This is a genomic window from Paracoccus sp. NBH48 (genome assembly GCF_015390265.1).
Classification (GTDB): domain Bacteria; phylum Pseudomonadota; class Alphaproteobacteria; order Rhodobacterales; family Rhodobacteraceae; genus Paracoccus; species Paracoccus marcusii.
Window position 1 is genome coordinate 16549 of record NZ_VUOJ01000007.1, and the last position, 11662, is coordinate 28210.

Annotated in this window: 12 protein-coding genes and 1 pseudogene; 6 read left to right on the forward strand and 7 right to left on the reverse strand. The window is 67.9% G+C overall.

Going from position 1 to position 11662, the window contains the following annotated elements; all coding sequences use genetic code 11:
• Positions 1 to 84: 84 nt before the first annotated feature.
• Positions 85 to 1194, forward strand: coding sequence for a cell division protein ZapE (zapE, locus tag F1642_RS12620; protein WP_194886385.1), 1110 nt, complete (start codon positions 85 to 87; stop codon positions 1192 to 1194).
• Here the strand turns inward: zapE and F1642_RS12625 are convergent.
• Positions 1191 to 1808 carry a DsbA family protein gene (locus tag F1642_RS12625; RefSeq protein WP_139598999.1) on the reverse strand — a complete coding sequence of 206 codons (618 nt, stop codon included), beginning with the start codon at positions 1806 to 1808 and terminating at the stop codon, positions 1191 to 1193. The two genes, zapE and F1642_RS12625, sit on opposite strands and share 4 nt — an antisense overlap.
• A gap of 60 nt (positions 1809 to 1868) precedes the next feature.
• Here F1642_RS12625 and F1642_RS12630 point away from each other — a divergent pair, with 60 nt between their 5' ends.
• From F1642_RS12630 to F1642_RS12640, 3 genes are all read left to right on the forward strand, one after another.
• On the forward strand, positions 1869 to 2189 hold the full coding sequence (locus F1642_RS12630) for an HNH endonuclease (RefSeq protein WP_232303365.1): 321 nt from the start codon (positions 1869 to 1871) through the stop codon (positions 2187 to 2189).
• Between the two features lie 79 nt (positions 2190 to 2268).
• Positions 2269 to 2478, forward strand: a complete 210-nt coding sequence (locus tag F1642_RS12635; RefSeq protein ID WP_045983312.1) for a hypothetical protein — start codon at positions 2269 to 2271, stop codon at positions 2476 to 2478.
• A gap of 265 nt (positions 2479 to 2743) precedes the next feature.
• Positions 2744 to 3316 carry an outer membrane protein gene (locus F1642_RS12640; RefSeq protein WP_046001250.1) on the forward strand — a complete coding sequence of 191 codons (573 nt, stop codon included), beginning with the start codon at positions 2744 to 2746 and terminating at the stop codon, positions 3314 to 3316.
• Positions 3317 to 3385: 69 nt separating this feature from the next.
• On the opposite strand, the gene ettA is transcribed toward F1642_RS12640, so the two are convergent.
• The 3 genes from ettA to rimO are packed head-to-tail and all read right to left on the reverse strand — an operon-like array spanning position 3386 to position 7356.
• Positions 3386 to 5041, reverse strand: coding sequence for an energy-dependent translational throttle protein EttA (ettA, locus tag F1642_RS12645; RefSeq protein ID WP_045983314.1), 1656 nt, complete (start codon positions 5039 to 5041; stop codon positions 3386 to 3388).
• 55 nt (positions 5042 to 5096) lie between these two features.
• Entirely contained in the window at positions 5097 to 5996 is a 900-nt protein-coding gene (locus F1642_RS12650) for a sulfotransferase (protein ID WP_194886386.1), read from the reverse strand.
• Positions 5986 to 7356 (reverse strand): 30S ribosomal protein S12 methylthiotransferase RimO, encoded by a 1371-nt coding sequence (gene rimO / locus F1642_RS12655; protein WP_194886387.1) that lies wholly within the window; start codon positions 7354 to 7356, stop codon positions 5986 to 5988. Before rimO ends, F1642_RS12650 begins: the two co-directional genes overlap by 11 nt.
• 247 nt (positions 7357 to 7603) lie before the next feature.
• Between rimO and F1642_RS12660 the strand changes: the two genes are divergently transcribed.
• Positions 7604 to 8074, forward strand: coding sequence for a hypothetical protein (locus tag F1642_RS12660; RefSeq protein WP_239441348.1), 471 nt, complete (start codon positions 7604 to 7606; stop codon positions 8072 to 8074).
• Here F1642_RS12660 and F1642_RS12665 read toward each other — a convergent pair.
• From F1642_RS12665 to mnmD, 3 genes and pseudogenes are all read right to left on the reverse strand, one after another.
• Entirely contained in the window at positions 8071 to 8832 is a 762-nt protein-coding gene (locus F1642_RS12665) for an ABC transporter permease (protein WP_045983333.1), read from the reverse strand. The genes F1642_RS12660 and F1642_RS12665 overlap by 4 nt on opposite strands.
• Before the next feature lie 2 nt (positions 8833 to 8834).
• Positions 8835 to 9765 (reverse strand): annotated as a pseudogene (locus F1642_RS12670) (ABC transporter ATP-binding protein).
• A 108-nt stretch (positions 9766 to 9873) separates the two neighbouring features.
• A complete protein-coding gene (mnmD, locus tag F1642_RS12675) occupies positions 9874 to 10557 on the reverse strand; it encodes a tRNA (5-methylaminomethyl-2-thiouridine)(34)-methyltransferase MnmD (RefSeq protein ID WP_194886388.1) in 684 nt (227 codons plus the stop codon).
• A gap of 28 nt (positions 10558 to 10585) precedes the next feature.
• Between mnmD and F1642_RS12680 the strand changes: the two genes are divergently transcribed.
• Complete coding sequence (locus tag F1642_RS12680) at positions 10586 to 11617, forward strand: FAD-binding oxidoreductase (protein ID WP_255522438.1); 1032 nt, start codon at positions 10586 to 10588, stop codon at positions 11615 to 11617.
• The last annotated feature ends 45 nt before the right edge of the window (positions 11618 to 11662 follow it).

Sequence of the window (11662 nt, forward strand, 5' to 3'; positions counted from 1 at the left end):
GCCGCGGCGGTCAAGGCCGCAGACCCTTGCGGGCACGGGCCGCGCCGTGGCAGGGGTGCATCGGTCACAGGACAGGGGCACGCCATGGGCAAGGTCAGCGATCTTTACCGCCAGCGCATCGCATCGGGCGCGCTGCGCCACGACGACGCGCAGGCAGCGGTGCTGCCGCACATGGACCGCGTTCTGGATCAGCTGCAGGCGACACCGCCGCAGAAGCCGCGATCGGCGTGGCGGGCCTTTTTGGGCGTGGGCAGCCCCGATCCGGTGCCCGCGGTGCAGGGGTTGTATCTGTGGGGCGGCGTGGGGCGCGGCAAGTCCATGCTGATGGACCTGATGGCCGACGCGGCCGGCGACATTCCCACCCGGCGGGTGCATTTCCACGAATTTATGCAGGAGATCCAGGCCGGCCTGAACGAGGCGCGCAAGCGCGGCGAGCAGGACACCGTCCGCCCCGTGGCCGAGGCCGTGGCGGCGCAGGTCCGCCTGCTGTGCTTTGACGAGATGCAGATCACCGACATCGCCGACGCGATGATCGTGGGGCGGCTGTTCCAGGTTCTGTTCGACCAGGGGGTGACGGTGGTCACAACGTCGAACCGCGAACCGGACGACCTGTACAAGCATGGGCTGAACCGCCAGCTGTTCCTGCCCTTCATCGCACTGATCCGCCAGCGGATGGAGGTGGTGTGCCTGGACAGCCGCACCGACTATCGCCAGAACCGCCAGGGCGGTCAGGTCTGGTTTGCCCCCGCCGACGCGGCGGCACGGGCCGAACTGGACGCCGTCTGGGCCGAGCTGACCGGCGACGCCACGCCCGAACCGTTGGTCCTGACCGTGCAGGGGCGCCAGGTCACCCTGCCCGCCCATGTCGGGCGCGCGGCACGGTCCAGCTTCTGGGACCTGTGCGGCAAGCCGCTTGGGCCCGCGGATTACCTGGCGGTGGCGCGGGCGGTCGACGTGCTGCTGATCGACGGCGTGCCGCGGCTGTCGGCGTCGAACTATAATGAGGCCAAGCGCTTCGTGACGCTGATCGACGCCCTTTACGAGGCGCGGGTCCGGCTGATCGCCAGCGGCGCGGACCAGCCCGAACAGCTGTACAACGAGGGCGAAGGCAGCTTCGAGTTCGAACGCACCGCATCCCGCCTGCGCGAGATGCAGGACGCCGCGTGGGGGCGGCGCGACCCGGCGGGGGACTAGACCCCCATCGTCCGCCGTCCGCGCTGGACCAGGGCGCGCAGCTCCTCCAGCGTCATCGCGCCGAACGCGGCCTCGTCCCCGCAGATGAAGCTTGGCGTGCCCATCAGCCCCATGTGGTCGCCCAGCAGGTGGCTGTAGGTGATGTGGCGTTCGACGGTATCGGCCTGCATGCCTGTGCGGATCGTGGCCTCGTCCAGGCCCAGGTCGCGGACAACGCGCATCACGGTCGCCTCCTCGGCGCGGGCGCGCATGCCCAGCAGGGCGGCGTGCAGCCGCCAGTAGTTGCCCGTGGGCAGCGTCGCCAGCGACGCGCGCGCCGCGAATTCCGATCCGGGACCGAAGACCGGCCATTCGCGCAGCACTACCCGCAGCTGTGGGTCCGACCGGACCAGTTCCGACATCAGCGGCAGCATCGTCTTGCAGTGCGGACAGTTGTAATCGAAGAACTCGGTCAGGGTGATGTTGCCGTCGGGATTGCCCAGCACCGGTGCGGTCGGGTCGCGTTCCAGCGCCTGGCGCAGCTCCTCGGGCATCGGGTTGGGGCGGTCCTGCGCAAAGGCGGGCATCGCCGCGAAGGCGCCGGCAGAGGCCAGAAGAAAGCGGCGGGTCGGCATGGCTTGTCCTTTCGGCGGGTCCGGGGTCAGATGTCCTTCGGCCTAACCGACGGCGGACAGATGCGTAAATCCAGATATACCGAACCAGAGGTCACGATGGCGTCAGACCCCGACCCGGTCTGCCCTCTGTGCCTGCGCCCGATCCCGCCCGACGTGCCGCAAAGCCGCCATCACCTGATCCCCAAGCTGCGCGGCGGCAAGGGGGGCCCCACCGTGCTGCTGCACCACATCTGCCACAAGACGATCCACAAGACCCTGCGCGAGACGGAGCTGGCGCGAAACGTGAACACGGTCGAGGCGCTGCGCACCCATCCCGACCTGGCCCCGTTCTGGGCCTGGATCGCCCGCCGCCCGCCGGGCTTTTCCGGAAAGACGCGCTGACACCATCGGTTTTTCCGCTTTGCGGAAGCGTGATTCGGGCGCACCCTGAGGCAGTCGTCCCCTGCGAAAGGACTGTCCCATGCCCCGATCGTTCCTGACCGCGCTGGCCTTGGGTGCCCTGACCGCCCCTGCGGCCTGGGCCCAGACCGGGCCGCCCCAGGCCCCGGCGCCCGCGCCCATCGTGATCCCCGCCCCCCAGGACGCCCGCACACCCGACGCCCCCCTGCCGACCAATCCGGCCATGACCGGCAAGCGGTCCTGCGGCGGGGCCCGGCAGGTCACATCCTGACAGGCGCACGGCCTCGACAAGGTCCGCGCAGGCGGTGAACCGCGCGTCTCGGCCTGAGCGCCCTGGCTTTGGCGGCAGGTTGTGATCGGCACAGGCCCCCTGTGCGGCCCCATGCACGGGTTCGGCCGGCGTCGCTCACGCGGGTTCACAAGCCTGTGGTTGCGACCATGCAACGCCGCGCACGGGCATTCCGGGCGTCAACCTTTCGGCAGCAGGGTCAGACGGTTAGGTCTGCCCCGTCATCAGACTGAGAAGGACCCCCATCATGAAACTTGCATTCGCAACCCTGGGCGCAAGCCTGTTCGCCGTCACCGCCCATGCCGGTGGCTATGTCGCCCCCGTGGTCGAGCCCGCCCCCGCACCCGTCGTCGCCCCCGTCGCGGCACCCGTGTCCGACTGGACCGGCTTCTATGCCGGTCTGCAGTACGGCCAGGGCGATGCCGACCTGAGCGACGCCGACTCGCTGGACTTCGATGCCTACGGCGTCCACGGCGGCTACAACCGCGATTTCGGCCAGTTCGTCCTGGGCGGCGAGCTGGACTACAACCGCATCGACCTGGACGAGGCCGGCGAAGGCGACCTGGTCCGGCTGCGCGGCCGCGCGGGCTATGACCTGGGCCGCTTCATGCCCTACGTCTCTCTGGGCGCTGCCCATGTCGAAACGGACGACCTGTCCGAAACCGCCTTCACCTATGGCATCGGCGCCGACTTCAAGGTCACCGAGCGCATGACCCTGGGCGCGGAATACACCCGCCAGGACTTCGACGACGTCAACGACGTGTCGGGTTTCGACATCGATTCCGACATGGTGCAGGTGCGCGCCTCGTTCCGGTTCTGATCGAAACGGTCCGAACGCGAAAGGCGGCCCCCGCGGGGGCCGCCTTTTTCATTGCCGCAACAGGTGCGATCAGCGCGTGAACTTCTTGTACTTCACGCGCTTGGGGTTCACCGAATCGGGGCCCAGGCGGCGGATCTTGTCCTCCTCATAGGCCTCGAAATTGCCTTCGAACCATTCGACATGGGCGTCGCCCTCGAACGCCAGGATGTGCGTGCACAGACGGTCCAGGAAGAAGCGGTCGTGGCTGATGATCACCGCGCAGCCCGCGAAGTCGTCCAGCGCCGCCTCCAGCGCCTGCAGCGTCTCGACGTCCAGGTCGTTGGTCGGTTCGTCCAGCAGCAGCACGTTGCCGCCCGACTTCAGCAGCTTGGCCATGTGCACGCGGTTGCGTTCGCCGCCCGACAGGGTTCCGACCTTCTTCTGCTGGTCGCTGCCCTTGAAGTTGAAGGCGCTGCAATAGGCGCGGCTGTTCATCGTCGCGTCGCCCAGGGCGATCAGCTCGGCGCCGCCGCTGATCTCCTCCCAGACGTTGTGGTTGTCGCCCAGCGCGTCGCGCGACTGGTCGACATAGGACAGCTGCACCGTCTCGCCCAGGGTGATCGTGCCCTCGTCGGGCTGCTCCTGGCCGGTCAGCATGCGGAACAGCGTCGACTTGCCCGCGCCGTTCGGACCGATCACGCCGACGATGCCGCCGGGCGGGATGGTGAAGTCCAGGTTCTCGATCAGCAGCTTGTCGCCCATCGCCTTCTTCAGGCCGATGACCTCGATCACCTTGCCGCCCAGGCGCTCGCCATTCGGGATGATGATCTGGGCACTGGTGATGCGCTCCTTCTCGGTCTTGTTGGCCATCTCGTTATAGGCGTTGACGCGGGCCTTCTGCTTGGCCTGACGGGCCTTGGCCCCGGCGCGGATCCATTCCAGTTCCTTCTCCAGGACCTTCTGCTTGGACTTGTCCTCACGGGCCTCCTGCGCCACGCGCTTGGCCTTGGCGTCCAGCCACGAGGAATAGTTCCCCTCGTGCGGGATGCCGCGGCCGCGCTCCAGCTCCAGGATCCAGGTCGTGATGTCGTCCAGGAAATAGCGGTCGTGGGTGACGATCAGGATCGTGCCCTTGTATTCGATCAGGTGCTTTTGCAGCCAGGCGATGGTCTCGGCGTCCAGGTGGTTGGTCGGTTCGTCCAGCAGCAGCATGTCGGGCGCCTCAAGCAGCAGCTTGCACAGCGCGACCCGGCGGCGTTCGCCGCCCGACAGGGTGCTGACATCGGCGTCGTCGGGCGGGCAGCGCAGGGCCTCCATCGCGACATCGACCTGACTGTCCAGGTCCCACAGGTTCTCGGCGTCGATCTGGTCCTGCAGGGCGGACATCTCCTCGGCGGTCTCGTCCGAGTAGTTCATCGCCAGCTCGTTATAGCGGTCCAGCTTGGCCTGCTTGGCCGCGACCCCCAGCATGACGTTGCCGCGCACGTCCAGGCTTTCGTCCAGGTGCGGCTCCTGCGGCAGATAGCCGACGGTCGCGCCCTTGGCGGCCCAGGCCTCTCCGGTGAAATCCTTGTCGATGCCGGCCATCACGCGCATCAGGCTGGATTTGCCCGATCCGTTGACGCCGACGACGCCGATCTTGACGCCCGGCAGGAAGTTCAGCTTGATGTTCTCAAACACCTTCTTGCCGCCGGGATAGGTCTTGGACACGCCGTCCATGTGGTAGACGAACTGATAGGACGCCATCGGAAACTCCTGTGAATTTGCCGCTTTGTAAGGGAAACGGGCGTCCGATGGAAGATCAGCGCACCTCGTCCATGAAATCGCCGCCCATGATGTCGCGCAGCGCGTCCATCTGGGGGGCCAGGCGCGCCTCCAGCGCGACGATGGCCGCGGGGGGCGGCATCGGGCCGTCGGGATTGGCGAACACCTTCTGCGTCAGGTTGGCGTAGAAGCAGGGGCCCAGCCCCAGATGCGCCTCGACCGCGTCCATCACCCGGTGCGGCGCGCGCGCGATCCGACCGAAGGGCAGGACCAGCATGTCGGGATAGCGCCTAAGCCAGCGCGGCAGATAGGCGGCATAGTCGCCCCGTTCATCCAGGACCGGGTTCGCGACCTCGGCCAGCCAGTCGGCCTCGGTCACAGGCACGCGCTTTTCCCGGCGCAGGTTCATGCGCAGCTGCGATATGGCGCGATCGACGGGGTGGCGGATCAGATAGATCACGCGCGCCTTGGGCAGCAGGTCGCGGACCGCCTGCACCCCCTCGTCCGGCAGGCCGGAATATTCCGGGGTGAAATCCATCGGCATCGCGTGTTCGGGCGCGGGGGCGAAGACGCGCTTGTACCACTGGTTGTGGAACATCTTGCCGCTGGTGATGGCCGTCAGATAGGCGTCCAGCTCGGGCTGCAGCTCGACCTTGCGCGCCTTGTGGCGGTCGCGGATCTCCTGCGGCTTGTTGCGGTAATGCCAGGCGATCCAGCGGCGGTGTTCGGGGATGTGCAGATGGTTGAAATACTGCACCTCCTTGAAGGGCGGGATCCAGACCTGCGGATGCTGGCCCAGCATCTGGGCCAGCCAGCTGGTCCCGGCCTTCTGCGCGCCGATGCACAGCGCGCCGGGCTTGCGGGGCAGGCCCTGGGGATCGAAGGCCGGGCTGATCGTCAGCGTGGTGACCAGGCGCGACAGGGCGTCAGCGCTCAAGTGTTCCCCAAAGGTCATAATCGCCCGCCTCGTCCACCGTCACGGTCACAATATCGCCCGGCGACAGGGCGTCAAACCCCTCGTCGATGAACAGGTTTCCGTCGATCTCGGGGGCGTCGGCCTTGGTGCGGCAGGTGGCGCCGCGCTCGTCGACCTCGTCGACGATCACCTGGATGCGCTGGCCGACCTTGGCCTCCAGCTTGGCGGCGCTGATGGCCTGGGCCTTTTCCATAAACCGCGCAAAGCGGTCCTGCTTGACCTCGGCAGGCACGTGGTCGGGCAGGTCGTTGGCCCGCGCGCCCTTGACGTTTTCGTACTGGAAGGCGCCGACGCGGTCCAGCTGCGCCTCGTCCAGCCAGTCCAGCAGGGTCTGGAACTCTGCCTCGGTCTCTCCGGGATAGCCCACGATGAAGGTCGAGCGCAGGGTGATGTCGGGGCAGATGTCGCGCCAGGCGGCGATCTCGTCCAGGGTCTTGGCCGCCGCCGCCGGGCGCGCCATGCGGCGCAGGACGTCGGGGTGGGCGTGCTGGAACGGGATGTCCAGATAGGGCAGCACCAGGCCATCCGCCATCAGCGGGATCAGGTCGCGCACATGCGGATAGGGATAGACGTAATGCAGCCGCACCCAGGCCCCGAGGCTGCCCAGATCACGCGCCAGATCGGTGATGTGGGCGCGGTGCCCCCGGTCGGTCGCGTGCTTCAGGTCCAGCCCATAGGCGCTGGTGTCCTGGCTGATGACCAGCAGTTCCCGCACCCCGGCCTGCACCAGGCGCTCGGCCTCGCGCACCACCGCATGGGCCGGGCGGCTGACCAGACGGCCGCGCATGTCGGGGATGATGCAGAACTTGCACTTGTGATTGCAGCCTTCCGATATCTTCAGATAGCTGTAATGGCGCGGCGTCAGGCTGACCCCGCTGGCGGGCAGCAGGTCGATGAACGGATCGGGCTGCGGCGGCACGGCGGCATGGACCGCGTCCAGCACCTGTTCGTACTGATGCGGACCGGTCACGGCCAGCACCTTGGGATGCGCACCGGTGATGTAATCCGGTTCCGCCCCCAGGCAGCCGGTGACGATGACACGGCCGTTCTCGCGCAGCGCCTCGCCGATGGCATCCAAGCTCTCGGCCTTGGCGCTGTCCAGGAACCCGCAGGTGTTGACCACCACGGCATCCGCACCATGGTAATCGGCGCTGATCGCATAGCCTTCGGCCCGCAGGCGCGTCAGGATGCGTTCGCTGTCCACCAAGGCCTTGGGGCAGCCAAGGCTGACCATGCCGATGGTCGGCTGACCGTCGCGGCGGTCATCCGGGATGCGCGCACGCGCAAGGTCGGGGCGAAGTTCGGGCGGGTTCTGCTGCATCCGCCGCACATAAGCGATTCTGGATCGCGGGGGAAGTCCGTTCCGCGGTCAGCGGCGGCCCATGAAACGACGGATCATCTTGAAGATGGCAAACAGCTTGAGCAGGCGGAACATGGGCTTCTCCGATATGGGTTCGCGGGCCCAACGTCCCCCGCGGGCAACCGGTTCACGGCAGTGCGCGTTCCCGATGCCCGTCGTCGCCGGAACGTGATTTCACCACCGCCCGAAAAAAGGACCAGATGTCGCCATGATGAAGCCCCGCCGCCTTGCCCTGATCCTTGCCGCCGCCCTGACGGTCGCGACCCCTGCCCTGGCTCAGCAGCCGCAAGGCATCCAGCGCGCGGGAGAGTTCATCGACGTGTGGAACAACCGCGGCGGCAACGTGCTGGAGATGGTGCAGACCCGGCAGGAGCTGGCATCGTCGGGCCGCACGGTGCGCATCCGCGGCTATTGCCGGTCGGCCTGCACGATCCTGACGACGATGCCCAATGCCTGCCTGGGGCCGCAGGCGCGGATCGGGTTTCACGCGCCGCGCATCCAGGGCACCCAGATCATCCCACCCTATGTCGATCAGATCATGGGCAACTTCTATCGTGGCGGCATCCGCGAGCGGTGGTTCGGGGGCTGGAACCGCTCGATGGAGATGAAGATTATCTCGGCCCGCGAATACGTGCGCCTGGACCCGCAGGCGCGGATCTGCGGCAGCCTGCGCCCCTAGTCGCGCAGGCGCCAGCCGGTGGCAAAGATCCAGCGGATGATGGCCAGGCAGATCACGACCATGATCCCCACCGCCACCAGCGACACCCCCACCGGCACGTCGGCCAGTCCGAAGAACGACCAGCGGAACCCCGAGATCAGGTAGAGGACCGGGTTCAGCTTGGCCACGCCCTCCCAGAAGGGCGGCAGCATGCTGGCCGAGTAGAAGGCGCCGCCCAGGAAGACCAGCGGCATGATGACCATCATCGGCACGATCTGCAGTTGTTCGAACGACTTGGCCCACAGCCCGATGATGAAGCCCAGCAGGCTGAAGCCGATCGACGACAGGACCAGGAAGGCCACCATCCAGAACGGGTGCAGGATGTGGACGCCGACGAAGACGAAGCTGGTCAGCAGGATCACCAGCGCGATCAGGATCGACTTGACCGCTGCCGCGCCGACGAAGCCCATCGTCACCTCGATCCAGCCGACGGGCGACACCAGGTATTCATAGATCGTGCCGCTGAACTTGGGGAAATAGATGCCGAAGCTGGCGTTGCTGACGGCCTGCTGCAGCACGGTCAGCATCATCAGGCCGGGCACGATGAAGGCCGCGTATTCGACCCCCTCGACCGACTGGATGCGCCCGCCGATGGCCGCGCCGAAGACGACGAAATACAGCACCGTGGACAGCACGGGCGATGCCAGCGACTGCCAGATGGTGCGGAAGAACCGCATCATCTCGTGGTGAAAGATGGACCAGACGCCAAACCAGTTGATGCTCATGCCGCGTCCTCGGAGACCAGGGAAAGGAAGACGTCCTCGAGGCTGGATTGCCGCGTGGACACATCGCGCACGGTGATGCCGCGCGCGGCCAGATCGCCCAGAAGGCGCGCGATGCCGGTGCGTTTCGGCCCGCGTGTCGTATTCGAAGGACAGCCGCCGCCCGTCATCCGACAGCGACAGCCCGCGCCCGGACAGATCGCCGGGGATCGCGGCCAAAGGCTGGTCCAGCTCGATCGACAGGGTCTTCTTGCCGAATTCTCCCATCAGCTCGCTGGTCGGCTTGACCAGCAGCAGGCTGCCCTTGGCGATGACGCCGATGCGGTCGGCCATCTCCTCGGCCTCCTCCAGGTAATGGGTGGTCAGGATGATCGTCACGCCCTCGCGGCGCAGATCGCCCACGACCTGCCACATCTCGCGGCGCAGGGCGACGTCGACACCCGCCGTGGGTTCGTCCAGGAACAGCACCTTGGGTTGGTGCGACAGCGCCTTGGCGATCAGCACGCGGCGCTTCATGCCGCCCGACAGTTCCCGCGTGGCGGCGTCGCGCTTGTCCCACAGCGACAGCGACCGCAGGATGCGCTCGATATAGGCCTCGTCCGGGGGCATGCCGTACAGCCCGCGGGTGAAGCGGACACAGTTGATGACCTTCTCGAACGGTTCCAGCGCGATTTCCTGGGGGACCAGGCCAATCAGCTTGCGCGCGGCGCGCCAGTCGGTGCGGATGTCGTGCCCGCCCACGCGGACCGTGCCGCCGGTCGGCACCACCAACCCGCAGATGATCGAGATCAGCGTGGTCTTGCCCGCCCCGTTGGGGCCCAGCAGCGCGATGATCTCTCCCTCGTCGATGGACAGGGTCACGTCGTCCAGCGCTTTGGTGCCGCTGCCATATTCCTTGGACAGGTGGTCGATGTCGATGATCGCGCCCATGGGCCTCTCCTGTAGGTGAGTTCGGGGACCGTGGCGCGCCTCGCGCACAGCTGTCCGGTCCCGCAGATAGGCCCTGCCCGCCCCGATTGCCAGTGCGGGACCGCGGATTCAGCCGTCCGACGTCCTCAGCCGCCCCCGGCACATGTGGCGCTTGCGCCCGAAACCGGGGCTGCGAAGGACGTCGAACCCGGCATCCGACAGCGCCTGGCGGACATGGCCCGCGGCGGTATAGGTGGCGAACGTGCCCCCCGGCGCGGTATGCGCGCCCACCTCGGCCATCACGTCCGCGCCCCACATCTGCGGGTTCTTGGCCGGAGAGAACCCGTCCAGGAACCACGCATCCGCCGCATCCCGCCACGCGGGCAACGTCCGGCGCACATCGCCCAGGACCACGGTCAGCGCGACCTGTCCCACGCGGATCACCCCCTGCCCCCATCCGTCGCGCAGCTGCGCTGCCAGCTCCGCCAGGTCGGGAAAGGCGGCATGCGCCTGCTCCAGCTGGACGCGGCTCATCGGAAAGGCCTCGAAGCTGGTCATCCGCACGGGCACCGTCGCCACCTGCGCCAGCGCCAATGCGTTCAGACCGGTGCCGAACCCCGTCTCGGCCACGTGGAACCCCGGCCTCAGCCGTGCCGGCAGGTCGTTGCCTGCAAGGAAGACGTGCCGCGTCTCCTCCAGCCCGCCGCCCAGGCTGAAATATGGGTCGTCGAACTGCTGTGACACGGGAACGCCCCCATCGCGCCAGTCCAGCGCAGGCTCGTCATCGGGGCGGGGATGGGTTAGGTCGCTCATGACGCATCTGTCGGGAAAGGACGCGGCTTTGGCAAGGGTGATCCATGTGGCGGGGGCCGGCGTCTTCGGGCTGGCCTGTGCCTGGGCGCTGATCCGGCGCGGCGCGCAGGTCACCGTGTTCGAGGCCACGACCATCGGCGCAGGATCCTCGGGCGGCCATGTGGGCGCCCTGGCCCCCCATGCGCCCGACCCCTGGAACATCAAGAAACAGCTGCAGCTGGACAGCCTTCTGGCCGCCCCAGCCTTCTGGGCCAGCGTCGAACTGGAGTCCCGCCTGCCCACGGGTTACGCCCGCACCGGCCGCCTGCAACCCGTGCCCGACATAGATACCGCCGCCCGCCTGCCCGACCGCATCGCGGCCGCCGCGCGCCAGTGGCCCGCCGCCATGGGCATGGCACTGACCCGCGATCCGCACGGCCCGCTGATCCCGCCCAGCCCCACCGGCCTGTGGCTGACCGACGGGCTGACGGCCCGCCTGAACCCCCGCGCCTCCCTGCAGGCCCTGGTCGCGGCGATCCGCGCCGGGGGCGGCCAGATCCATGAACATACGCCGGCCCCCGATGGCCACATCCCCACGATCTGGGCCACGGGCACGCCGGGACTTGTGGCGCTGAACAGCGCGCTGGACCGCAAGATCGGTCAGGGGGTCAAGGGTCAGTCGCTGCTCCTCTCGCACGCCGCCCCTGACAGCCCTCAGGTCTTTGCCGACGGGCTGCATATCGTGCCCCATGCGGACGGCACCACGGCCATCGGCTCGACCTCGGAAAACACCTACGACACCGTACACCCCGATCATCAGGCCCAGGACCTGCTGGCCCGCGCCGTCGCGATCTGCCCGGCGCTGGCCGATGCACCCGTCCTCGACATCTGGGCCGGCCTGCGCCCCCGCGCCCGCTCGCGCGCGCCGGTGCTGGCCCCGTGGCCCGGCCGCCCCGGCCACCTGATCGTCAATGGCGGCTTCAAGATCGGCTTCGGCATGGCCCCGCTGATCGCCGACCTGACCGCACAGATCCTTCTGGACGACCGCCGGGACATCCCCGACCTCTTCGCCCTGCCCTGAGATTTCTCCTTTGCCCAAATACCCCGGGGGGGAGTCCGCAGGACG

Bases quoted from the DNA above. Each gene is read 5' to 3' on its own strand.
- zapE (WP_194886385.1), top strand. From the start codon at position 85: ATGGGCAAGGTCAGCGATCTTTACCGCCAGCGCATCGCATCGGGCGCG.
- F1642_RS12625 (WP_139598999.1), bottom strand. From the start codon at position 1,808: ATGCCGACCCGCCGCTTTCTTCTGGCCTCTGCCGGCGCCTTCGCGGCG.
- F1642_RS12630 (WP_232303365.1), top strand. From the start codon at position 1,869: ATGCGTAAATCCAGATATACCGAACCAGAGGTCACGATGGCGTCAGAC.
- F1642_RS12635 (WP_045983312.1), top strand. From the start codon at position 2,269: ATGCCCCGATCGTTCCTGACCGCGCTGGCCTTGGGTGCCCTGACCGCC.
- F1642_RS12640 (WP_046001250.1), top strand. From the start codon at position 2,744: ATGAAACTTGCATTCGCAACCCTGGGCGCAAGCCTGTTCGCCGTCACC.
- ettA (WP_045983314.1), bottom strand. From the start codon at position 5,041: ATGGCGTCCTATCAGTTCGTCTACCACATGGACGGCGTGTCCAAGACC.
- rimO (WP_194886387.1), bottom strand. From the start codon at position 7,356: ATGCAGCAGAACCCGCCCGAACTTCGCCCCGACCTTGCGCGTGCGCGC.
- F1642_RS12660 (WP_239441348.1), top strand. From the start codon at position 7,604: ATGATGAAGCCCCGCCGCCTTGCCCTGATCCTTGCCGCCGCCCTGACG.
- mnmD (WP_194886388.1), bottom strand. From the start codon at position 10,557: ATGAGCGACCTAACCCATCCCCGCCCCGATGACGAGCCTGCGCTGGAC.